The organism is Pseudomonas sp. (assembly GCF_048265905.1).
Lineage (GTDB): Bacteria > Pseudomonadota > Gammaproteobacteria > Pseudomonadales > Pseudomonadaceae > Aquipseudomonas.
Genome location: NZ_JBLXAP010000002.1, coordinates 63,330 through 87,886, shown reverse-complemented (window position 1 = coordinate 87,886; position 24,557 = coordinate 63,330). Strand labels below are relative to the sequence as shown.

At 53.3% G+C, this 24,557-nt stretch carries 15 protein-coding genes; 5 read left to right on the top strand and 10 right to left on the bottom strand.

Translation table 11 applies throughout. The features are described 5' to 3' along the window. Nucleotides 1–6 precede the first annotated feature (6 nt). The 3 genes from dnaN to gyrB are packed head-to-tail and all read left to right on the top strand — an operon-like array spanning nucleotide 7 to nucleotide 4,646. Nucleotides 7–1,110 (top strand): DNA polymerase III subunit beta, encoded by a 1,104-nt coding sequence (dnaN, locus tag ACN0UH_RS03600; protein ID WP_417660782.1) that lies wholly within the window; start codon nucleotides 7–9, stop codon nucleotides 1,108–1,110. 7 nt (nucleotides 1,111–1,117) lie between these two features. Beyond that, nucleotides 1,118–2,221 (top strand): DNA replication/repair protein RecF, encoded by a 1,104-nt coding sequence (gene recF / locus ACN0UH_RS03595; protein WP_087514857.1) that lies wholly within the window; start codon nucleotides 1,118–1,120, stop codon nucleotides 2,219–2,221. 7 nt (nucleotides 2,222–2,228) lie between these two features. Further along, a complete protein-coding gene (gene gyrB / locus ACN0UH_RS03590; protein WP_087514858.1) occupies nucleotides 2,229–4,646 on the top strand; it encodes a DNA topoisomerase (ATP-hydrolyzing) subunit B in 2,418 nt (805 codons plus the stop codon). Nucleotides 4,647–4,735: 89 nt separating this feature from the next. On the opposite strand, the gene ACN0UH_RS03585 is transcribed toward gyrB, so the two are convergent. From ACN0UH_RS03585 to glyQ, 10 genes are all read right to left on the bottom strand, one after another. After that, nucleotides 4,736–7,102, bottom strand: a complete 2,367-nt coding sequence (locus ACN0UH_RS03585) for an efflux RND transporter permease subunit (RefSeq protein WP_417660781.1) — start codon at nucleotides 7,100–7,102, stop codon at nucleotides 4,736–4,738. A gap of 39 nt (nucleotides 7,103–7,141) precedes the next feature. Continuing rightward, nucleotides 7,142–8,338: a hypothetical protein gene (locus ACN0UH_RS03580; RefSeq protein WP_417660780.1), complete on the bottom strand. Its 1,197-nt coding sequence runs from the start codon at nucleotides 8,336–8,338 to the stop codon at nucleotides 7,142–7,144. Next, nucleotides 8,338–9,165, bottom strand: a complete 828-nt coding sequence (locus tag ACN0UH_RS03575) for an outer membrane lipoprotein-sorting protein (RefSeq protein WP_417660779.1) — start codon at nucleotides 9,163–9,165, stop codon at nucleotides 8,338–8,340. The genes ACN0UH_RS03580 and ACN0UH_RS03575 overlap by 1 nt, the downstream gene beginning before the upstream one ends. Nucleotides 9,166–9,201: 36 nt before the next feature. After that, complete coding sequence (locus ACN0UH_RS03570; protein ID WP_417660778.1) at nucleotides 9,202–10,509, bottom strand: aminotransferase class I/II-fold pyridoxal phosphate-dependent enzyme; 1,308 nt, start codon at nucleotides 10,507–10,509, stop codon at nucleotides 9,202–9,204. 39 nt (nucleotides 10,510–10,548) lie between these two features. Continuing rightward, on the bottom strand, nucleotides 10,549–16,620 hold the full coding sequence (locus ACN0UH_RS03565; protein ID WP_417660777.1) for a type I polyketide synthase: 6,072 nt from the start codon (nucleotides 16,618–16,620) through the stop codon (nucleotides 10,549–10,551). Nucleotides 16,621–17,702: 1,082 nt separating this feature from the next. Next, entirely contained in the window at nucleotides 17,703–18,086 is a 384-nt protein-coding gene (locus tag ACN0UH_RS03560) for a type 1 fimbrial protein (RefSeq protein ID WP_417660776.1), read from the bottom strand. A gap of 440 nt (nucleotides 18,087–18,526) precedes the next feature. After that, complete coding sequence (locus ACN0UH_RS03555) at nucleotides 18,527–19,300, bottom strand: lysophospholipid acyltransferase family protein (protein ID WP_417660775.1); 774 nt, start codon at nucleotides 19,298–19,300, stop codon at nucleotides 18,527–18,529. Nucleotides 19,301–19,332: 32 nt separating this feature from the next. Then, nucleotides 19,333–19,866 carry a D-glycero-beta-D-manno-heptose 1,7-bisphosphate 7-phosphatase gene (gene gmhB, locus ACN0UH_RS03550; protein WP_417660774.1) on the bottom strand — a complete coding sequence of 178 codons (534 nt, stop codon included), beginning with the start codon at nucleotides 19,864–19,866 and terminating at the stop codon, nucleotides 19,333–19,335. Between the two features lie 77 nt (nucleotides 19,867–19,943). Beyond that, a complete protein-coding gene (gene glyS / locus ACN0UH_RS03545) occupies nucleotides 19,944–21,998 on the bottom strand; it encodes a glycine--tRNA ligase subunit beta (RefSeq protein ID WP_417660773.1) in 2,055 nt (684 codons plus the stop codon). After that, on the bottom strand, nucleotides 21,995–22,942 hold the full coding sequence (glyQ, locus tag ACN0UH_RS03540) for a glycine--tRNA ligase subunit alpha (protein ID WP_417660772.1): 948 nt from the start codon (nucleotides 22,940–22,942) through the stop codon (nucleotides 21,995–21,997). Before glyQ ends, glyS begins: the two co-directional genes overlap by 4 nt. A gap of 84 nt (nucleotides 22,943–23,026) precedes the next feature. Here glyQ and ACN0UH_RS03535 point away from each other — a divergent pair, with 84 nt between their 5' ends. Then, a complete protein-coding gene (locus ACN0UH_RS03535) occupies nucleotides 23,027–23,581 on the top strand; it encodes a DNA-3-methyladenine glycosylase I (protein ID WP_417660771.1) in 555 nt (184 codons plus the stop codon). A 66-nt stretch (nucleotides 23,582–23,647) separates the two neighbouring features. Then, nucleotides 23,648–24,535 (top strand): lysophospholipid acyltransferase, encoded by an 888-nt coding sequence (locus tag ACN0UH_RS03530; RefSeq protein WP_417660770.1) that lies wholly within the window; start codon nucleotides 23,648–23,650, stop codon nucleotides 24,533–24,535. Nucleotides 24,536–24,557: the final 22 nt, after the last annotated feature.

Sequence of the window (24,557 nt, the reverse complement as noted above, 5' to 3'; positions counted from 1 at the left end):
TAGACCATGCATTTCACAATTCAACGCGAAGCCCTGTTGAAACCTCTGCAACTGGTCACAGGCGTCGTGGAACGCCGCCAGACCTTGCCGGTTCTCTCGAACGTGCTATTAGTAGTTGAAGGCCAGCAGCTATCGCTGACCGGTACAGATCTCGAGGTAGAACTGGTTGGCCGAGTAACTTTGGAAGATGCTGCTGAGCCAGGTGAAATCACCGTACCGGCACGTAAGTTGATGGATATTTGCAAAAGCTTACCGAGCGATGCCTTGATCGACATTCGTGTCGATGAACAAAAGCTATTGGTTAAAGCTGGGCGTAGTCGCTTTAGCCTCTCAACCCTCCCGGCTAACGACTTCCCAACAGTTGAAGAAGGACCAGGCTCACTGACGTTTGACCTGGTGCAGAGCAAGTTACGCCGTTTGATTGAGCGCACTAGCTTTGCCATGGCCCAACAGGATGTTCGTTACTACCTGAATGGTATGCTGCTTGAGGTGCAAACCGGCATCCTGCGAGCTGTTGCGACTGACGGCCACCGCTTGGCCATGTGCTCAATGCAAGCTGAAATCGAAAACGTTGAGCGTCACCAAGTGATTGTTCCGCGTAAAGGTATCCTTGAACTAGCGCGCCTACTGACTGAGCAGGACGGCGTTGTCAGCATCGTTCTAGGTCAACATCACATCCGTGCGACCACAGGTGAGTTCACCTTCACCTCGAAATTGGTTGACGGTAAGTTCCCTGACTACGAGCGTGTGCTGCCGCGTGGCGGCGACAAGATCGTTATCGCTGATCGTCAGGGGCTACGTGAAGCATTCAGCCGTACCGCAATTCTGTCGAACGAAAAGTACCGCGGTATTCGACTGCAACTGGAATCAGGTTTGCTGAAAATTCAAGCAAACAACCCTGAACAGGAAGAAGCTGAAGAAGAAACCGCAGTTGATTACAACGGCAGCGCTCTGGAAATTGGCTTTAACGTTAGCTATCTGCTGGATGTACTGGGCGTTATGACAACGGATCAAGTTCGTTTGATCCTGTCTGACTCCAACAGCAGCGCACTGGTCCAAGAAGCTGACAACGACGACTCTGCTTACGTCGTTATGCCGATGCGTTTGTAACTAGTTAATGTCCCTAAGCCGCGTCAATGTCACCGCGGTGCGTAATCTGCACCCGGTGACAATTTCTCCCTCCCCGCGTATCAATATTCTCCACGGCGCAAATGGCAGCGGTAAAACCAGCTTGCTTGAAGCCATCCATCTGCTTGGCCTTGCTCGATCTTTTCGCAGCACGCGTTTGCTTCCGGTTATTCAATACGATCAACCCGCCTGTACTGTTTTCGGACAAGTTCAGTTAGCTGACGGTCGTCAAGCCAGTTTAGGTGTATCGCGGCAACGGCAAGGCGACTTCAAAATTCGTATTGATGGCGAGAATGCTCGCAGCGCCACGCAACTTGCTGAAACCTTGCCTCTGCAGTTAATCAATCCAGACAGTTTCCGCTTGCTTGAAGGCGCTCCCAAAATCCGTAGGCAGTTTCTGGATTGGGGAGTGTTCCACGTGGAACCTCGTTTTCTACCTGCTTGGCAGCGCCTACAGAAGGCGTTAAGGCAGCGGAACTCATGGCTGCGACATGGTACACTTGATGCCGCGTCACAAGCGGCCTGGGACCGAGAGCTGTGTCTGGCGAGCGATGAGATTGATAGCTACAGACGTGCCTATATACAAGCCCTTAAGCCGGTATTCGAACAGACCTTAAGCGAGCTGGTCGAACTTGAAGGCTTAAGCCTCAGTTATTACCGAGGTTGGGATAAGGATCGCCCACTTATAGAAGTTTTGGCCTCTACGCTGGCCCGTGACCAACAAATTGGTCACACCCAAGCTGGCCCGCAACGCGCTGATTTGCGTTTGCGTTTAAGTGGTCACAATGCTGCTGACATTCTTTCACGGGGTCAGCAGAAATTAGTTGTTTGTGCGCTGCGCATTGCGCAGGGCCATTTGGTTGATCAGGCAAAGCGAGGTCAGTGCATATATCTGGTGGATGACTTGCCGTCAGAACTGGATGAGCATCACCGACGTGCGCTTTGTAAGTTATTAGATGATTTGAACTGCCAAGTGTTTATCACTTGTGTAGACCATGAATTGTTGCGGGAAGGCTGGCGCACGGACACGCCAGTTGCCATGTTCCACGTGGAACATGGCAGTATCACCCAGACCCACGACCACCAGGAGTGATGAAGGCATGAGCGAAAATCAAACGTACGACTCCAATAACATTAAGGTCTTAAAAGGCCTTGATGCCGTGCGCAAAAGACCTGGTATGTATATCGGTGATACCGACGATGGCAGCGGCCTGCACCACATGGTGTTCGAGGTGGTTGATAACTCGATCGACGAAGCATTGGCCGGCCATTGCAGCGAAATCACCATCATTATTCATCCTGATGAATCGATTACCGTACGTGATAACGGCCGTGGTATTCCGGTCGATATTCACAAGGAAGAAGGTGTTTCAGCTGCAGAGGTCATCATGACCGTATTGCACGCTGGCGGTAAATTCGATGACAACAGCTACAAAGTTTCTGGTGGTTTGCACGGTGTGGGTGTTTCGGTCGTAAACGCACTGTCTAAAGAATTGGTGATGACCATTCGCCGTGCTGGCAAAGTCTGGGAACAGACCTATGTACATGGCGTGCCACAGGCTCCGATTGCACCTGTAGGCGATACCGATACCAGCGGTACTCAGATCCACTTCAAGCCGTCTGAAGATACCTTTGCCAACATCCATTTTAGCTGGGATATCTTGGCCAAGCGTCTGCGTGAATTGTCATTCCTGAACTCGGGCGTGGGCATCGTGCTCAAGGATGAACGTACCGCCAAGGAAGAACTGTTCAAGTACGAAGGTGGCCTGCGTGCCTTCGTTGAATACCTTAACCACAACAAGACAGCAGTCAATCAGGTCTTCCACTTCACCGTACAGCGTGATGACGGTGTCGGTGTTGAAGTTGCCTTGCAGTGGAACGATAGCTTCAACGAGAACCTGTTGTGCTTCACCAACAACATTCCGCAGCGCGATGGTGGTACCCACCTTGCGGGCTTCCGCTCTGCCCTGACCCGTAACCTCAATGCTTACATTGAGCAGGAAGGCCTGGCTAAGAAGCACAAGATTTCAACCACTGGTGATGACGCCCGTGAAGGCTTGACTGCGATTATTTCGGTCAAGGTACCTGATCCAAAATTCAGTTCGCAGACCAAAGACAAACTGGTTTCATCTGAGGTTAAAACTGCAGTTGAGCAAGAGATGGGTAAATACTTCTCTGACTTCCTGCTGGAAAACCCAAATGAAGCTAAAGCTGTTGTCGGCAAAATGATCGATGCTGCCCGTGCCCGTGAAGCCGCACGAAAAGCTCGTGAAATGACTCGCCGCAAAGGTGCTTTGGATATTGCAGGTTTGCCAGGAAAATTGGCGGATTGCCAAGAGAAAGACCCAGCGCTTTCTGAACTCTACATAGTGGAAGGGGACTCCGCGGGCGGTTCTGCGAAGCAGGGCCGTAACCGCAAGACTCAGGCGATCCTGCCGCTCAAAGGTAAGATTCTCAACGTCGAAAAAGCACGTTTCGACAAGATGATTTCTTCCCAGGAAGTGGGCACGCTGATCACCGCTCTCGGCTGCGGTATTGGCCGCGATGAATACAACATCGACAAGCTGCGTTATCACAACATCATCATCATGACCGATGCTGACGTCGACGGTTCGCACATTCGTACCCTGCTCCTGACCTTCTTCTTCCGTCAGTTGCCGGAGCTGGTTGAACGCGGCTATATCTACATTGCCCAGCCGCCGTTGTACAAGGTCAAGAAAGGTAAGCAAGAGCAGTACATCAAAGACGATGAGGCCATGGAAGAATACATGACCCAATCTGCCCTTGAAGATGCCAGCCTGCACGTTAACGAGAATGCACCGGGCCTCTCAGGAGCCTCTCTGGAGCGTTTGGTTAACGATTACCGGTTGGTGATGAAGACCCTTAAGCGTTTGTCGCGCCTGTACCCTCAGGAATTGACTGAGCACTTCGTGTATCTGCCAGGCGTCAGCCTTGAGCAGCTTGCAAACAAAGCCATGATGGAAAGCTGGTTGGCACAGTTTGAGACACGTTTGAAGACCACCGAAAAATCCGGACTGGTTTACAAAACGCGTCTGCACGAAGACACCGAGCGTCATTTGTGGGTACCGGAAGTTGAACTGATCTCGCACGGTAACTCGAGCTATATCATCTTCAACCGCGACTTCTTCGGCAGTAACGATTACAAGACCGTTACCAGTTTGGGCGATCAGCTCAACAGCCTGTTGGAAGAAGGTGCCTACGTGCAGCGTGGTGAGCGTAAGAAGCCGGTAGCGACCTTCAAGGAAGCACTTAACTGGCTGATGACTGAAAGCACCAAGCGCCACAGCGTCCAGCGCTACAAAGGTCTGGGTGAAATGAACCCAGACCAACTCTGGGAAACCACCATGGACCCAGACGTGCGCCGCATGCTTAAAGTGCGTATCGAAGACGCCATCGCCGCCGATCAGATCTTCAACACCCTGATGGGTGACGAAGTAGAACCACGCCGTGACTTCATCGAAACCAACGCCTTGGCGGTGTCAAACCTCGACGTATAATTTGCCGACGGTTAAAGCCAAACCAATAAAAACCCCAGCCGTGAAACGCTGGGGTTTTTTATGCTTTAAGCGAATAAGACTGAAGAGATTTATAGCGCTAGCTGGTCTGGACGAGATTTGGGCGCAAAGACCAATAGAATTGCCGGGATAAACAGCAGGTCGAAGAGTAGTGCAACAAGGATGGTGATGGATGCCATAAGACCCATCCAGGCGTTAATCTGGAAGCCGGAAAATGCCAGGCAGGCAAAGCCGGCGGCTAAGGCAAAGGTCATGGTTATCATGCCGGTGCCCACCGTTGCGAAGCTGTTTTCTACCGCCTGGTAGGCCGACTGCCCTTCCCTGCGTAAGCGTGAGTAAGTAGTCAGCATATGAATGGTATCGTCGACCACAACCCCGAAGGTCACAGAGGCCACAGTGGCGACAGCCATGCCGACCTCACCGTTTACCAATGCCCAAATGCCCAAGGTCACAAGTGCGGGAATGAGGTTTGCCACACTGCCGATAAGACTTAAACCCAGCGAGCGAAAGGCAACGATAAAGACTAACCACACTGCGAAAACACCGATAAGCATGCCCTTGAGCATTTCATGAATATTGCGGTTACCAATGTGGGCAAATAGCAATGAAGTCCCGGTAGCCTGAGCAGAGTCAGCAATGATTGGCGTGTTTTGTTGAGCCCAGCTGTAGGCTTGATCTTGCAGTTCAGCCATGCGCGCGGTGGAAACATCAGTGAGGTTCACCGACAGACGAGAACTGCGTTTATCAGCAGTCAGCTGATTTTTAAGGTCGGTTCCGAACGGTAATGACATCTCATAAAGTGCCAGGAATTGGCTGGAGACAGCCGTTGAGGAAGGCAGTTTGTATTGTGTTTGAGCACCGCCGCTCATGGCCCGGTTCAGGGTTTTGATGATCTCGGGCAAACCATCGACATGGGTTACTCCAGGTTGCTTGCGAAGCCACGCGGAAAACTGTTCGACTTGTGTGAGGTAAGCAGGATCACTGATGCCACCCGCCGTTCCCGAATCCAGCGAGAACTCCAGGGTGTAGAAACCACCGAGCTCTTGGTTGAGCAAGTCTGTTGCCTGGCGGAATTCAAAACTTTGATCAAAGTAGCGGACGTAGCGGTCATCAAGGGTATTGGTGAATGAAAATGCGCTCAGGGAGAGGGAAATCAAACTGACACCGAGCAGAATATTACGCGGATGTTTAATTACTACGGCAGAAACACTGAGGCTTAAACGCTCCGCAGGAATAGCCTTGACCGCTTTCCCTGGCAGTACACAGAGAAGTGCCGGGAGGAAGGTCAAGGTCAGCAGCCAAGCCATTAACGAACCCAGTGCGACAATGATGCCTAGATGAGCAAATGGCGGAACTGCACTGAACAGCAACGAAAGAAAACCAATTGCTGTGGTGATTGTGGTCAATGTCACGGCCCACCAGCATTCGATCAATACCGCTTTGACTGATTCTTTGCGAGATAAGCCTTCGCGCCGTAAGCGCATCATGCCGGAGCAGATGTGGATACAGTCGCAACAGGCGATGGTCAGAATAATATTAGGTGCAACAACGCTGGGTGACGACAAAGGCACGGCCAGCAACGCGGCAATACCTAGCGCGCTTGTGGTTCCAAGGGCGATAACTGCGAAGGTTGCAAAGGAGCCGGCTGCCGAACGCAGGACCAGGAAAATAACGGCAAGCAGCACGATAACCATGCTGGGTAGAAGCACTGAACTGTCGTAGGTACTGGCTTCGACAAAGGCACTGTCCAAGGCAATTGAACCGGACAAGCCAAGATCCAGTTGTGGGTTGCTCTGCTTGAATTGCTCGGCAAGCTTTTGTGCTGCTTGCATGGACTGTGCTGTTTGCTCAGACACTGTGTCTGCGGCAAAACGGAAGTTAACCGCGACCAAGCCAAGACGTCCGTCTTGCGAAACCATACGACCAATAAGCATCGGCTCTAGCTTCGACATTGCCTTCAGTTGCCGCGCATCCGCAACTGATAACGGGTCACCGGTGCGCAGTAATTGATCGATATTAATGTCATCGCCAACAGCCTGGACGCGCTGGAAATTGGTCAGCGAGTCCACCCGTTTCACGTTGGGCAGGTTCCAGGCCTGATCGGTCAGTGTGCTGATGGCGTTTAAAGTAACTGGGGTGAATAAGTCACCCTGCTGCGCCCTGATTACAAATACCAGGGTGTCATTACGACCGTAGATCTGCTCAAATTTTTCGAGCGCAATCAGGTCGGAATTGTTATCAGCAAAGAAGATCCGGCTGTCACTGCGGAAGGTCAGTTGCGACATACCTGCACTGAATGCGATGGCAACCAGCAATGAAGCGATCAGTACTTTCCAAGGATTGGAAGTGACCCAAGTGGCGTAGCCGTGCAGCCAAACCATCATCCTTGCATGAAGCGTATTGCGTGGACTTTTCTCCACAGCATTTCCAGTATTCATGACGTATCACCATCCATGGAGCAAGGAAGTTAGGGAACCTTAGTAGTACCAGGCATAGCCAATCTTGAAGTATCCATCGTTGCGAAAGCCTTGCAGCGCTGGGTCCTTCTTGGCGTTATCGATTTTTATGAACGAAAGCGAGAGCACGCCATCGTTAAACATCCGGCGTGAGGCGCGCAGATCAATAAGGTTGGATTGCCACTCAAGATCATGGGTATTACGCAGTTCGAGCATCTGTCCGTTGAGGTCGTTGAAGCTATAGCGCACCCCGGTAAATACATCGCGTTGAAACGGCGTGATTGGTGCTCGGTCGGAACGGTCGTCGTGGTAGAACTCGGCATACAACGTCAGATCACCCAAGCCCCCAAGCCAACTGGTAAAGCTAGTTTCGGCCCCGACCCCGCCTCCGAAGAATGAATCTTCAGCCCCATCTTGATAGATCACCTCGGATTTGAAAACGCTGTCGCCGTAGACGTATTGCGCCTCAAGCCCGGTTTGCTCGATGGTCTGATATTCAGCGGTAAAAGCATAAACCCCGTTGCGATCTGCAAGTGCCTGGAGCACCGGCTCGCGGGTGTGTCCCTTGAACTGGGATACAGCGATATCAATACGTTCGCCGAGGCGAAATTGATAACGTGCAGCAAAGTCAGGCGCCCAACGGCCCCGGTCATAATCGTCATCAACAATCGGTGCCGGGAGTATGCGTAAACGGTCCCTGCCCTCGCCAAATCGTCGCTCACGGGCGTAGGTTGTGCTGTACAGCGACAGTACCGAGTCATCGAGCTTAAAAGCGGCTACAGCACCGGGTTGCCCAAGCTTTACCTTGCCCTGAAAGTCTTCAGCCATGTCCCGCTGATTGATGATATCCACCGGGCTCCACGCTTCGAGCATGCCCCAGGTTTCAGAGAGCACACCAAATTTGTAATCGGCTTGCGCCTGGCTTATCCACAATGATGCTTGGCGTATATCGCCGGTTACGCTGTGTTGTCGATCAGGCGCAATACGGGCGAATGCTGAAAGGTCGTAACGATTGCCCGATTCGGATTGAGCCGCGAAGTTGATGTCTGCATAGCATGAGCCAAGTACATCGCTGTTGCTCTGCTCATCGTACAGAGGGGCGTCAAAGTAAAGGTTTGCCTCAACGCCCACTGACCCACGCACGCTAGCGGCGTGCGCGGGCAGCAGATATGAAATCACCAGCACTCCGAGAAAGGCTGTTGATAAGTGTTTGCTCATCAGCGCGACCAGAACGCCATGCGGCTGTCTGTCAGGTCTGATTCTTTAAGGCCAGTTTTGAACGCGTAGCTGCTCCATTTGATTTCAGAGACTGAGTTGTCACGCAGATTGGTCATGACGATCCGGTCTGGACGCCAGTACTTACCCTGATATTGTTTGTAGTCGTAAAAATCCAAGCGCTTGAGTTCACGCCCGGCCTTGTCGAAATAAACAATTTTTCGCGGTTGCCAGATACGTGGATCAATGGTTTCAACGAGTTTCGAGTAACCGGAATATTGGTACTTGGGGAAGTTGGCGATGGTGTGACAGGTCGTTGCTGGCTCGCCACAGGGTTGGTCTTTGATAAAGGCGTAGGTGTAGCTGCTCAGCTCCCAAGTCGCGATGTCTTCGTAAGAAAACTCAGAGCCACCGAATGAACCTGTTTTGTCACGTGAGGCCAGGCGCTTCACTCGATTCAGCGCGGGTAAAAATATCCACTGATCATCCGGTGCGCCCGGGTTGTTGTAGGTCAGAGAGACGAACCCTGCCAGGTCGCGTGGGGTTTCAAACACCACCAGACGTTTGTCACCCGTGTTGGGCGACTCAAGGGTGTACATCTGAAAGCTACGATCGGCTGTCGCGCCGCCCGGGCGTTTGATCGTCATGTTGCCAGTGGTTTTGTAATCGACAAATCCTGAGTCATTGTCATTAACCATATTGGCTATCTCGGTACCGCGCTTGGCGGTCTCCGCGCTTGGAGCAGATGTGACAGTTTGCGCGAGTACAGCTGTGCTGATGGCGAGGGGCATGCCGGTGGCGAGCAGTGTCAGGGGTAATTTAATCTTCATAACAGGCTTCCATGTCTGTGGATAACTCAGAGGTGTCTAGAGCGCCGAGCTGGCGTCTTTGACCAACAGGTCGAGCGTGCGAGCGAACATCGTTTCGTCGTGGTCGTGGCTGATAAAACAGCGCAGGCGTGCCGCTTCACGTGGCACCACCGGGTGCATCACCGCATGGGCAATAATTGAGTTATCGAGGAGTTTGGACATCAGTTGCAAAGCGCGCTCGTCCTTGATCATCAGTGGAATGATCGGCACGCCCGCCAGCGAGGAACGGCAATCCAGCCCGCGCTCCTCGGCCATCTGTTTGAAGCGCTCGGCGTTGTGTTGCAGGCGCTCTACCCGCTCAGGCTCGGCGCTAGCCAAGCGCACGGCTGCCAGAGCTGCCGCAGTGTTGGCTGGGCTGATCCCGGTGCTGTAAAGCAACAATCCAGGACAAAAGTGATGCAGCAATTCAATAAGCTGTTTTTTACCGGCGACAAAACCACCGCAACTGGCAAAGCTTTTGGACAAGGTACCGATGATCAGGTCGACCTCTGCAGTGTTCACCGCAAAGTGCTCGCAAACGCCACGACCGGTTTTGCCTACAGTGCCAACTGAGTGCGCTTCATCAATCATCAGCCAGGCGCCGTGCTTTTTCTTCAGGGCGACAACACCGGGCAAATCGACCAGATCACCGTCCATGCTGTAGGCGCCTTCGACCAGAATCAGCGCGCGGCGATAATGCGGGCGGTTTTCACTTAACAGCCGGTCGAGTGCGGCCATGTCATTGTGAGCAAAGGCTATACGCCGGGCTCCAGACATCACCGAGCCCATGATTGCACTGTTGTGCATGTACTCGTCATGGATGATCAGGTCTTGCTTATCGAGCAGATAGCCAATCACTGAAACATTGGCGCTGTAGCCGCCAACGCCAACACTGACGGCTTCAAAACCGGTGAACTCCGCCAGTTCTTGCTCAAGCTGGGCGTGCAGTTCAATTTCGCCTCCCACCATGCGCGCCGCCCCGGCGTGGCAACCGTATTGATCCACGGCCTGATGTACCGCGGCTTTTACCCTTGGGTCATGGGAAAGACCGAGGTAGTTATAGTTGGAGAAGGTGATGTAGTCATTGCCAGCAATCTGCAGGTTGCTGGACACCTCGCCACTGCGCGCCAGGAAGTACGGGTTGCTGATTGCACTGTCGTCGTTGTATAGCGATTTAATGCTCTTCACCAAGCTGTACTCGGGGTATTTGCTTGCATCTGGTGCCTGCAAATCCTGATTGACGACCGGCTCCGAAGCGTTACGAGCGATACCTGAACGAACTTTTGCGAGCAGAGAATCAATCTGCGACTTTGACTTGTCATTCATAATTTAATCCATTAAATATCAGATAGTTAGACGCTTCTTTCAGGTGGCTGCAATTTGCATTAATGCGCGCTCGGCAAGCGCAGCGATGGTGGCTGCGCCGAGCAATTCGATGACCGAATAACTGACTCCAAGCTTTTGTTCGAGCTGTAATTTGATGTCGGTCGAACTCAATGAGTCGACGCCGAAAAAGTCGAAGGTCAAGTCAGGTTTCAAGCGTTCAGGGTTGGTCTTGATGGTTGCGGCAACCACTTCGGCAATCAGTTGCTGGAGAATCAACTGGGCCTCGCCCTCCTCCATTTCGCGCAACGCCTGGTGCAGTTGGTCGAGCAATGAACTGTCCGCAGAGCTAGCGGCGCCACTGGCGGAAATCAATTCAAGATAGGCGGGTGAGGCGTTGGCCATGCTTTCGTAGGCGGCCCATTTATCGAAATGCAGCAGTTCGCTGATCGCAACTTGAGTTAAACCTTTAGCCAGTGCTCGGCCGATACCTTGCAAGGCCAGCTTAGGGCTGATCAAGGTGATGCCTATCCTCAAGAGATGTTGGCTTGTGCGCTCATCGTCATCGAGCATGCCTGTGCCAATAACACCGCCGAGGTGGATGCTCAGTGCGTTCTGGCCATAGCTCTGACGTAAGTTTGCCAGGCCATCCAGAAAGCCATTGGCCGCGCAGTAGTTGGCCTGACGGCTGTTGCCAATCAGGTTGGCGATGGAAGAGAACAAGACGAATTGCTGCAGATTGATCCCCATCTCGGTCGTTGCCTTGTGCAACGCCCAAGCTCCGGCTGCCTTGGGCAGCATGACGCTGTGGATAACCTTCTGCTCCATTTGCTCAAGCGCCTGATCGGCGACGACACCCGCTGCGTGATAAATGCCCAAAAGCGGTTGTTGGGGTGTGTGAATGGTGCGGATCAATGCTTCGACTTTGCTTAGGTCAGCAATATCAAGTGCATGGATGCTGGTGTGTGCGCCATATTCCTGCAGGCTTTGCAGCAACTCTTTGGCGCCCGGGGTATCACCGCCACGGCGTCCCACCAAGACAATGTGCCCTGCCCCGTTGCTTGCCAGCCATTGCGCCACCTTGCTACCAAAACCTCCTAAGCCGCCGGTTACCAGATAGGTACCGTTGCGCTGCAATAGTGGCTGGTCGCTTACCGCAGCCTCGAAGATACTGGGGTCGGAGCTGACGTCCAGAGTCAGCCAATCATTCGGTAGGTCGTTGACATCTTCGACCTGTAAAAGCGCGCTAAAGCCCAGCCGCGTTTTGTTGTTGTCGCTTGGCGCATCGGCGATTACTTCGCGCAAAGCAGCGCGGTAACCCTTGTTGGCGTGCAGCGCGCAGAGGGTGTTAGGCATGCGCAATACACTGTTGCAATGCGCGGGTAAGGCCAGCGGTGAGGCGTCATTACCGAGATCAATCAGCTGACCGCCAGTGGCAAGCGTGAAGAAGCCCACTTCATGGCTCCAACGCACCAAAGGCACTGCGAGCAGATCGTAACCCTGCTGGGTTTCCTGGCGTGGCCAGTTGCAGAAATTATTCGTTACTCGTGAAACGTTTACGCCAGATTGGGTTAGGCGGTGACTGATGGCATCCCCAAGGACGCCTTCGCTAACCAGGGCTGACTGTCCTGATGTCAGTTCGATGCGATTGAGTAACGCCACAGCGCGTGCGTCTACTGGCGCCAGAAGTGGACTGATGCTTTGCCGCGCATCAATCTTTTCAAGGACGCCGAGCTGTTCATTGACCTGCAATACATTCGCCAGTTGATTGGCGACTAATCCAACTACCCGGTCACCTGGACTAAAGCGGGTGGTCTTACTGCCGGCGCGGGTGACTGTAGCGACCACGCCAACTGGCTCCGAGCTTGCCAGTTGCACGCCGAAATGCTCTACACGCAACTCGTAGTCGTGCTCGGCCAAGGGCTGTGCAGGCAACAAGCTGGCCTGATAGCGCTTTTGCTTAAGTACCAGTTGCACACCGGTATCGCTATTGGAGGATGTGTTGATAACTTTGGCTGTGCGCAACTCACCGCTGAGGACCAGAGATGCTGCGAAACGCTGGTTGCCACGTAGCGCAAACTCATCAATCTGCTGCAGTGCTAGTGCCTCGCTAACAACGCTTGCCACCAGGTCTGCATTGGCGCTGATATCGATTGAGGCAATATCGAGGTTGTTCAGCTCGTTACGTGCAGTGCGCAGGAAGCTTGCGATTGCAGTTTGAGCCGGCTGCACTGTATCGCCCGGCAACACATAATGCGCATTGCGTGTAACAACCCGCACAGGTAACTGGCGCCGTTGCTGGGCTAGGGTTTGTAAGGTGGCGAGCAAATGACAAAGCTGGTCTGCACAGAGTCCAACATCGGTTGTCGAGTTGTATTCAGGGACCACGATGGCTCGTGTCACATGGTCTAACTGGGGAAAGTTGGCAAGCTCTTGCCAACTGCATTGATAGACCTGTTTGACACTTTCTGTGGCCGCGCTGGCTAACCAGTCCGTGAGTGAGTTCTGGTCACTGCCAATGACCAATAATGTGCAATCGGTATCGACCTGTGCACTGAGATCGGCTTGCTCGACCCAACTGCGCTGATAGTCGCCCTGTGGATAACCATCACCGCTTTCTCCTCCATTGAGTGATCGGCAATACAAACCGTCCAGACGCGCCAGTAAGCGGCCATTGGTATCGCACAGCTCGAAGTCACACACGACCTGTGCAACGCTTTTTTCAACAATCTGGGCATGGCAGATAATGCTTTCTGGTAGCGAGGCGTAAACCTCTAATGAACGCAAAGACACAGGTAGATAAGCGCCGTCGTCATTGCTCATGAGGACCAACGCCATCTGGAAGCATCCATCCAGTAATGATGGATGAAGCACGTAGGCGCTGGCTGGTTCACCAGCAGATTCTGGCCGTTTCAGGGTTGCAACTGCGATACCGGAAGCCAGGTTGCGCTGCAGTGTTTGGATCGCTTGAAACGCTGGGCCGTACTGCAGTTTCATTGCAGCAAGTCGTGTGTAAAGTGACTGCGCATCAAGTTGTTCCAGTTCCAAACCTTCGGCTAACTTGATGCTCGAGGCAGCAGGCGAGCCTGTGAAGGGGTAAAGACTGGCTTCAGCGTGGAGCAGCCCAACCTCGCGACTGCCGACTTCTTTTGAGTACAGTTGGGTGCGATGGCTCGTTGGGTCGATTTGCACATGCAGGTGCACGGCACGGCTTTGATCAATCAACAGCGCTTGATGAATATGCACATCGCAGATCATCAGCCCCTGGCTTTCGGGCCAGCGATTGCGTGCTTTTTCACACAAGGCTTCGAGAAAGCCTGCGGCGGGCATGATGGCTGAGCCATCAACCACGTGATCAAGCAAGTAGTTGAGGCGGTGCAAATTCAGGTCTGCTCCGCCCTCAAGCGCATTCAGTGGTGCGCGTTGCTGTTCAAGGCGATCGTTGACCTGGTGACTGGCTTCGTTCCACAAGATCTGGCGTTGCCAAGGGTAAACTGGCATTTCAACTAGCGAGCCTTGTGGGCTTCGAACAGCCCAATCAACATTTGCGCCATGAGCGAAGACCTCGGCCACTGCATGTTGCACAGCCTGTTGTTCAGGCTTATTCATCCACAATGTAGAGGCGATACGTGGCGCAATATTGCGGGCATTACAGATTTCTTCGAGCGAGCGGCGCAGCACAGGGTGCGGGCCAACTTCGATGAACAAGGTAAACCTATCATCAATCATGGTGTTGATCGTATCGGCGAAGTACACCGGGTTACGCACGTTGTCGCACCAGTATTCGGCATCAAAACCAAGGTGGTGGTTTGGGTCCTGATTGATCAGGTTTGCGGTAACGGTTGAGTACAGCGGGATCTTCGATGGTTGAGGATTAAGGCTTGCCAGTGTGGTGCGCAATTCAGGCTTGAGCGGCTCCATCAACGGGCTGTGATAAGGAACTTCGACATCGAGCATGCGCGCAAAAATACTGTTGCTTTCACATTGGGTGCGAATTTGTTCCAGTGCTGTTCGGTCGCCGGCGACCGTCAAGCTATTCGGCGAGTTGATTGCTGCAAACGAGACAAGGTCGTCATAGGGTTTAAGCAGCTTGCTTGCTTCATCGACAGACATGCCAATAGCAAGCATTGCCCCGGTGTTGGCTGTCTTGGCTTGGATGCGGCTGCGCTGGTAACTCACAAGCAGCGCTTGCTCCAGACTCAAGGCGCCAGCCGCCCAACCCGAGGCAACTTCCCCAACTGAATGGCCAACCACTGCATCGGCATTGATTCCTTCAGCGTTAAGCAGTGCCGTCAGGCCAATTTGAATCATCAGGTTGGCAGGCTGGGCCAATTCGGTTCGTTTGATTTGCGAGTCAGCTTCATCGCAGAGCATTTCTTGAAGAATGGAAAAGCCGGAAATTTGAAGGAAGATTGAATCGGCACGCTCAAGCGCCGCCCTGAAAATCGCACTGCTTTGTAGCAGTTCTCGGCCCATGCCCCACCATTGAGGGCCCATGCCGGTGTAGACGAAGGCGAGACGCGGGCTGGCATTGAATGGTCGAACGCCCTCGACGGCTTGGCCTATGTCGTCGGTTGAAAAAGCATGCAGAGCTTCAGCAATCTCTGCATTGGTTTGGCCCCAGACAGCCACACGATTACTCATATGTGAGCGGCGCAAGCTGGCGGTGTAGAGCAAGTCGTCCAGCGCAGGTGAGTTGGGTTGATCCATCAGCTCGGCGAGCTGCCTGGCGCGCTCACGCAGCGCTGTGGGGTCGCGGGCAGAAAGGGGCAAAAGTTTGAATGATGCCAGTGACTGTGTTGAGTTTTTGTCGGGCGCGGGCGATGGATTGGTGCTGAGAATTACATGAGCGTTGGTGCCACCATAGCCAAAGGAGTTGATCGCAATGCGCCGTGGCTGATTGCGTAAACTCAAGGCGGTAGGCTTACGCGGCAGCAGTACTTCCTTGGGGATTTGCGGATTTACCGTTTCCAGCCCGGCGATCGGCGGCACTATGTTATTACGCAGCATTTCAACCGCTTTAATAATGCTGGCGACACCTGCTGCGGCTTCAAGATGGCCAATGTTGGCTTTGACTGAACCAACGACACAACCACCATCACACCCGTAAACCTGGGCAATTGCGCGTGTTTCGAGCGGGTCGCCAATAGGTGTTCCGGTGCCGTGGGCTTCGATGTAATCGATATCGCTGGCTTTCAACCCGCTAGCTGAAAGCACGCGTTGCATCAGTGCTTGTTGGGCGGCTGGGTTGGGTACGGTGATACCGCTGGTTCGTCCATCCTGGTTAACACCTGCGCCTTCGATAAGAGCGAGTATGTTGTCGCCGTCACGCAGCGCCTCGGCATAGTTTTTAAGCACCACTACACCACCGCCCTCACCTCGCCCGTAACCATCTGCGCGTGAATCAAAGCTTTTTGAGCGACCGTCTTTTGCCAGAAAACGCCCTTTTGACATGGCGATCGAATACTCAGGACGCAAAATAAAGTTGGCACCACCGACAAGCGCGGTATCGCATTGATTGCTTTGAATCGCGTTCACCGCTTGAGCCAATGCAACCATTGAGGATGAACAGGCTGTATCAACCGACAGGCTCGGCCCACGGAAATCAAATGCGTAGGATATCCGGTTCGAGAGCATGGTAAGGGTTGCCCCGGCCGCGCTATTGGCGCCGATGGTTTGTCGCGAGCTTGGGCTGAACTGATTCAGCAGGTGGTCAACGGTAAAGCCACCGACAAACACCCCTGTCTGCGAGCCAACCATGTTTTCAATATCCAGCCCGGCGTTTTCCATGGCCTCCCAGCTCAGCTCCAGCAAAAGGCGTTGCTGAGGGTCGAGGGCTTCAACCTCGCGGGGAGAAAAATTAAAAAAGTCAGCATCGAATGCGCGAAAGTCGTAGTCCCGTAAAAAATGCCCAGAACTGACATAGGCTTTACCTGCGGCATCCTTTTCATTGAAGAACTTGTCGACTGACCAACGATCTTCCGGCACTAGGCTGACATAGTTTTGACCGGTCAGAAGTTTGTTGAAAAATACCTGAGAGGTATTTGACCCACCGGGAAAACGACAAGCAGAACCAATCAAGGCAACCTGAATTGAGCCAGTATTAGTTGACATATGTTGTGCCCCATTAAATCCATTTAAATTGATAGCGTTCATTGCGAACTGCTAGCAAGGCGTAGTGCGATTATCTTAAATTGCAGGCTGATTGGTTGATCGGTAGAGGCTTACGTAGTGCTATAAATGTCAATTTATAGCACTACGTATTCCTGCCAAATAATAGCAATGGCATATCAATATCAATTATGCATTAAGTTTCAAAAGCGGCTTAATAGTGTTTCTGTAATTGGCTCCTGTAGAACATTAAACGCCTATGCCTTCTAGCTCGCATAGATAGAAACACGATTATATGACTGTGGGTTAATGTGCCTGTACTGGCTCTTTGTATAATAAAAGCGGCAGTGAAAAGGCAGGCATTGGTATGTTTAGGTCGTGATTGTAAGTGACTTTAGTATATTAAACTTAATATCCATGAAAATGATATGCAGGCAATGTGCAGCTAAATGGATATCAATTTGGATATTCATATATGAGTATCTATATAGATGACGATATTGTTATTTTTTAGACCAATCATAGGAATGGTTGATGTTGTGTGGCCATTACTGAATATGATTGTTTGATCTGTTATGTACGGTATGTGTTGGAAGATAGTATGTGCAGTACAAACTTTAGAGTAGTGAATGGGTACTTAAGCAAGTATATCGGCGGATATAGTTACACAATGCTAAGTAACAAATTAGAGCGGTCCAGTGATGGCTAATTGCAGCAGACTATTTTTTGGCAACCGAATGAATTGCGTGCTATCAAATCATACTGCCCTGTAGTCAGTTGCTTAGCTTCGAGTGGAGATGTTGGTTTAAGCCGCGTGCTAAACGCTCTAGAAATGGATATAGAGGCTGCGCAGGACTACTCCGTCTCGCTCCATTGCGGTTGAGATGGGTATCAGCGTCTATAGCTTGCTCTGGCGACAGCAGGCTACCCGGAAGGAGCCAGGATTGACCCAGCTTCCGGCGCTTGCTGACCAGCATAGTCTGGTGGACAGATTCGCTTGGTTCGCTACGGTTGGCCTAATACCGCACTGAAAGCACTGCCTGAGCATAACCCTAGCTTCTGTTGCGGCACGCTGAGCTGGCGTTTCACGGGTAATTGATATTCACCACATAAGAACCGCTCCGAATCGTCTTACCTGATGCGTCGATCAGTATGTACTCCTGGCCATATTCAGCGCCAGACAGCTCCTTGTTCGTGATGAGCCTGGCTTCGACGCTGGAATTATCTGCCGCTGCAACACTGGTCACTGTAGTAACGCGTTTTACCTCGAGAATATTGCCTGCGGAGATGATTGACGGACATCCTTGAAGCATCAGCGTGAGATCCGCTGATACCTCAGTGCTGCATGCAGGTTCAACAATCTGCCCTCGTATATTGAGACTCCCGGTCATCGGTGCAGCAGCCACCGAGCACGACCCAACCAAAACAACGTACAAAATTTGGCCAAGCAGTAATCGCGTACCGTTCATCTAAGCTACTCCTTATGTGTATTAAGAGTGCTTCGTCAGCGCAGAGGAATACTTTAGAGAAATCAGGAAATGGTATTCCAGCTGTTGGCCACATCCAGAGGACACATGTCTTCGAGTTTGCGGCGAAGCTATAAGCTCCGCAGCTATGGTGCGTACGGTCCCGAGGCCCCGTGTACGTGGGGATTCAGCCCTTTTAAGCGAAAACAGATGATAGTGCCAAAGGCATGCGTAAACGGCCGATTTTGAGTGGCGACGGTTATCTACAGCAGAGGTGAAAAACTAGTCGAAAGGTGTGGGCTTAAGTTAGGGCTATTGCTACGTTTAGCCAATAACCCCAGTCAGCTATTGGGCTCAAGCGTGGCTTGAGCCGGTGAGTTGAGGTCATTGGCTAAATCTTTAACGCAGTCTGATTCGCTGCGTTCGTCCCGTTTTTATCCTGCCTAAAGTGGCTGATCTACCGGGTTGGCAGCTGCTTCATCGCGCAAGCAACCAATATCACGTTGCGCCTTGCTTACCCATGCGAAGGCCCGGTCGTTCAGTTCGGCGATGGCGCGGGGGCCAGTGCCTTCTGCGTACATTGGCTCACCGATGACTACCTGAATGGTGCCCGGCTTTTTAGCCCAACCCTCTTTTGGCCAGTATTTGCCAGCGTCGTGCGCGATTGGCAGTACCGGTAAGTTGGCATTTACTGCAAGGGATGCGCCGCCGCGTGAGAACTTGCCAATCTGGCCCGTCGGGATGCGCGTGCCTTCAGGGAATACCAGCACCCAGCAGCCAAGCTTTAGTCGCTCATGACCCTGTTTTGCAAGCTGCTTGAGCGCCGCCTTGGGATTGCTGCGGTCAATGGCGATGGGTTTGAGCATGGCCATTGCCCAGCCGAAGAACGGTACATACAACAGCTCACGTTTGAGCACTTGGCTGAGGGGTTCAAACAAGGCTGAAAGAAAGAAGGTTTCCCAGGTGCTTTGGTGCTTGGAAAGAATCACACAAGGCGTATCCGGGATATTCTCGAGGCCTTTGACTTCATATTTGATGCCGACCATGGCACTGGTCAGCCAAACCGCAAAACGGCACCAGTTTTGGTTGACGAAGCGGTAGCGTGCACGAAAGGGTAAAAACGGCACGATAAAAAAACTCAGGGTGCACCAGAGAAACGAACTGGTCGCCAGCAGGATGTAGAAGAAGAAAATGTTGATAGCCCGCAGTTTCGACATAAGTGCATGTACCGTCGCGGGCAAGCCGCGTTTTATTGATTAAGTAAGTATCCAGCAACTGCTGCCAGATCATCGAATATCAAGGTATTGGCTGGCAATCCTTTGGCCAGTGTGCGCTCGCCTTTGCCGGTTTTTACCAAAACTGGCTGACAATCGACGGTCGTGGCCGCTTGTAGGTCACCACTGCTGTCCCCCACAAACCATATGCCCTTCAGGTTAACCCCATAATGCGCAGCGATGCTGTGGAGCATGCCTGGTTTTGGCTTGCGGCAAGCGCAGCCTTCATCCGGGCCATGTGGACAATACATGATCAAGCCGATTTCACCGCCCTGCTCTGCAACCAGTTGGCGCATGCGCTGGTGCATGGCTTCAAGTTCAGCTACGCCGTAGTAACCGCGCCCTATGCCGGATTGATTGGTGGCGATGGCGATGGTCCAGCCGGCTTTGGACAAGTCGGCAATCGCAGTGATCGAACTGGGGATGGGAATCCATTCTTCAACGGATTTGATGTAGGCGTCGGAGTCGTGATTAATCACCCCGTCGCGGTCGAGAATCAGTAGCTTCATGGCGCATCTCAAAAGTCATTAAAGCTTAACCGCGCGGCGCTGCTGCCTAGGCAAGCCTGCCGCGCGGTTAACCTGCGTCAGCTCAGGACCGAGATGTCCGCAACACCGAGGAACAGGCCACGCAGCTTCGCCAGCAAGGCGTAGCGGTTGGCGCGCACATTCGGGTCTTCAGCGTTGACCAGTACGGTCTCGAAGAAGCTGTCGACCGGTGTCCGCAGCGAGGCCAATTTGGCCAGCGCTTCGTTGTACATCCGCGCTTGGGCCAAAGGTTGTACCGCCTGCTCCGCCTGTTGAATCGCGGCGTTGAGGGCGAACTCGCTTGGGGTATCAAAGTAATGCGCAGCGATGCTGGTGGCGACCTTGCCATCAGCCTTGCCGAGCAGGTTCGATACCCGCTTGTTGGCTGCGGCCAGTGCTTCGGCTTCAGGCAGCTTGCGGAACGCCTGCACCGCTTGCACGCGCTGGTCGAAGTCCAGCGGCGAGACCGGATTTACCGCGCGAACAGCCTGGTAAACCGCTACGTCGACACCTTGGTCTTCGTAGCGCGCACGCAGACGGTCGAAGATAAATTCCTGCACTTGCGCGGTGAGACCGGCTGCCTTGATTTTGCTGCCGAACTGCTTGATCGCAAACTCAACTGCCTCAGTCACATCCAGTTCAAGCTCTTTCTCGATCAGGATGCGCAGCACGCCCAGCGCCGCACGACGCAGCGCATAAGGGTCTTTGCTACCGGTTGGCAGCATGCCGATGCCGAAGATACCGACCAGTGTGTCGAGCTTGTCAGCCAGGGCAACAGCAGCGCCAGTCAGGGTGCTTGGCAGCTCTGCGCCAGCGCCGCGGGGCATGTACTGTTCGTTCAGCGCCAGGGCAACGTCCTCGGGTTCACCGTCGTGCATGGCGTAGTAGTAGCCTGCAATGCCTTGCATTTCCGGGAACTCGCCAACCATTTCACTGGCCAGATCGCACTTCGACAACAAGCCAGCGCGGCCTGCACGTTTAGCGTCACCGCCAATCTTCTCGGCGATGTAAGCCGCCAGCGCCGACACACGCTGAGCTTTGTCGTAGACCGAGCCCAACTGCGCCTGGAACACCACGTTGGCCAAACGCTGGTTGAAGGTTTCGAGTTTTTGCTTTTTGTCCTGCTTGAAGAAGAACTCGGCATCGGTCAGTCGCGGACGCACAACTTTCTCGTTACCCGAGATGATTTGCGCGGGGTCTTTGCTTTCAACGTTGGCCACGGTGATAAAGCGCGGCAGCAGCTTGCCTTCGGCATTGAGCAGGCAGAAGTACTTCTGGTTGTCCTGCATGGTGGTAATCAGTGCTTCTTGCGGTACGTCGAGGAAGCGCTCTTCAAAGGAGCACACCAGCGGTACCGGCCATTCAACCAGCGCACTGACTTCATCAAGCAACGCAGGCGGCACGATCGCCGTACCATTTTGCTCGGCAGCCAATTGCTCGACACGCTTGCTGATTTGCTCACGACGCTCGGCAAAGTCAGCAATGACGTAGGCCTTGCGCAGGTCTTCGGCATAGTTGGCGGGCGCGCTGATGGTCACTTCAGTGTTGTGATGGAAGCGATGGCCGCGGGAGACGCGACCGGCAGTCTGCGCGAGGATCTCGCAATCAAGCACGGTGTCGCCAAACAGCATCACCAGCCACTGGCTTGGGCGTACGAACTCGGTACGACGCGCGCCCCAGCGCATGCGCTTGGGAATCGGCAAGTCGTTAAGCGCGGTTTCAACCATCTCCGGCAACAGCTGTGCGGCCTTTTTGCCGACAATGGTCTGGCTGAAGCGTAGCTTTGGGCCGCTGGCGTCGATTTCGGACAGGTCCACGCAACACTTGTTGGCGAAGCCGAGGGCGGCCTGGGTTGGATTACCCTCGGCATCGAACGCGGCCTTGACTGGCGGGCCGTCGAGATTCATCACCCGATCAGGTTGCTCGGTGTCGAGTTGCTCCACCAATACCGCCAAACGGCGTGGCGCGGCGTAGTAACGGGCTTTGGCGTAATTCAGGCCCGCTGCTTTGAGGCCTTTTTCAATCCCGGACAAAAACGATTCGCCCAGGGTTTTCAGGGCTTTTGGCGGCAGCTCTTCAGTGCCCAGTTCTACCAGAAAGTCTTGTGCACTCATTCTGCAGCCTCCAGCTTAGCCAGTACTTCATCACGCAGTTCAGGGGTGGCGAGCGGAAAGCCGAGCTTGGCCCGAGCTTGCAGGTAACTTTGAGCAACATCACGGGCCAGAGCACGCACACGCAAAATATATTGCTGGCGCGCGGTGACAGAGATCGCCCGGCGCGCATCCAGCAGGTTGAAGGTGTGCGAAGCCTTGAGCACCATTTCATAGGTTGGCAGCGGCAACTCAAGTTCGATCAAACGGTTGGCTTCGGACTCATAGAAATCGAACAGTTCAAACAGCTTCTCGACGTTGGCGTGTTCGAAGTTGTAGGTCGATTGCTCGACTTCGTTCTGGTGGAACACATCGCCATAGGTGACTTTGCCGAACGGGCCATCCGCCCATACCAGGTCATACACCGAATCTACGCCCTGAATGTACATGGCCAGACGCTCAAGACCGTATGTGATCTCGCCTGTGACCGGGTAGCACTCAATGCCGCCGACTTGCTGGAAGTAGGTGAACTGGGTGACTTCCATACCGTTGAGCCAGATTTCCCAGCCCAGACCCCAGGCGCCAAGCGTTGGCGATTCCCAGTTGTCTTCCACAAAGCGAATATCATGCACCAGTGGGTCGATACCGATAGCTTGCAGCGAACCCAGGTACAACTCCTGGAAGTTCTCCGGGTTAGGTTTCAGTACTACCTGAAACTGGTAGTAATGCTGCAGACGGTTGGGGTTCTCACCATAACGGCCATCAGCCGGGCGACGGCTTGGCTGTACATAGGCCGCGTTCCAGGTCTCGGGACCGATGGAACGCAAGAATGTAGCGGTGTGGAAAGTGCCAGCACCGACTTCCATATCGTATGGCTGCAACACAACGCAGCCCTGCTCAGCCCAGTATTTCTGCAGGGCGAGAATCAAATCTTGGAAGGTGCGCACGGCAGGCGTAGTCTGGCTCACGAAAAATTCACCTGTTTTGGCTGCGACAGAAAGAGCGGGAGTATACCGCAAACCACGTGGCCTAGACCTGCTAGGGATTGTCTTATGACTCGTTGCTTCTGGTGTTCTGAAGATCCGCTGTACATGGCTTACCACGATGAAGAATGGGGTGTGCCCCTAACTGACCCCGATAAGCTCTTCGAGTTGCTGCTGCTTGAGGGTTTTCAGGCCGGTTTATCGTGGATCACCGTGCTGAAAAAGCGCGAGCGTTACCGCCAGGTGCTGCATGGCTTCGATGTCAAGCGGCTGGCCAAGCTGAGTGATGATGAAATCGAAGCGCTGATGCAAGATCCTGGCATTGTGCGTAATCGCCTCAAACTCAAGGCGGTTCGGCAAAATGCCTTGGCCTGGCTCAAGCTTGATGACCCGGCCAAGTACTTGTGGTCGTTTGTTGATGGCAAGCCGCTGATCAACCGTTTCAGCGAGCGCGCCGAAGTCCCAGCCATCACGCCGCAAGCCGAGGCCATGAGTAAAGCTCTGAAAAAAGCCGGTTTCAACTTTGTCGGCCCCACCATCTGCTACGCCTTTATGCAGGCCAGCGGCATGGTGATGGATCACACCACAGACTGCTTTCGTTATCCTCAGCTTGCCAAAGCGTGAGCCGCAAATAAGCGTGCGCGGGTGTAGAACGGTACAATAGGCTTTTTGATCTCGGGGGAGTGGGCTGTGGAGAAGTTCAAAGGTGCACTGGTTGTAGGTTTTCTGCGCCTGTTTGCTCTGCTGCCATGGCGCGCAGTGCAAGCAACTGGCGCTGCAATCGGCTGGTTGATGTACAAGCTGCCAAATGGCTCGCGTGAAGTCGCCAGCACCAATTTGAAGAAGTGCTTCCCGGAGCTTAATGAGGCTGAGCATCAGAAGTTACTTGGCGAAACCTTGAGGGGAATCAGTCAAACCTTGACTGAAAGTGCCTGCGCATGGATCTGGCCAGCGCAAAAGTCGCTCGGCCTGATCCGTGAGGTTGAAGGTCTTGAGGTGCTTGAACAGGCCCTTGCCTCGGGTAAAGGCGTGGTGGGTATTACCAGCCACTTGGGCAACTGGGAGGTGCTCAATCACTTCTATTGTTCGCAGTGCAAACCGATCATCTTCTATCGTCCTCCGAAGCTCAAAGCGGTGGACGACTTGCTGCAAAAGCAGCGTGTACAAATGGGCAACCGGGTCGCCGCCTCGACCAAAGAGGGCATCCTCAGCGTGATCAAAGAGGTGCGTAAAGGTGGATCAGTGGGGATTCCAGCAGACCCTGAACCGAGTCTTTCCAGCGGTGTATTCGTACCCTTTTTGGGGACTGTTGCACTGACCAGTAAATTTGTACCAAGCATGCTTACCGGCGGCAAGGCCGTTGGTGTTTTCCTGCATGCGTTGCGGCTAGAAGACGGCAGCGGCTATAAAGTCATTCTTGAAGCCGCGCCAGAAGCCATGTACAGCGAAGATATCGCGGTTGGCGTTGCCGCCATGAGCGAAGTGATTGGTCGTTATGTCCGCGCTTACCCAAGCCAGTACATGTGGACCATGAAACGTTTTAAGAAGCGCCCAGAGGGCGAAGCCAAGTGGTACTGATGTAGTTACGCCTGAGGCTGGT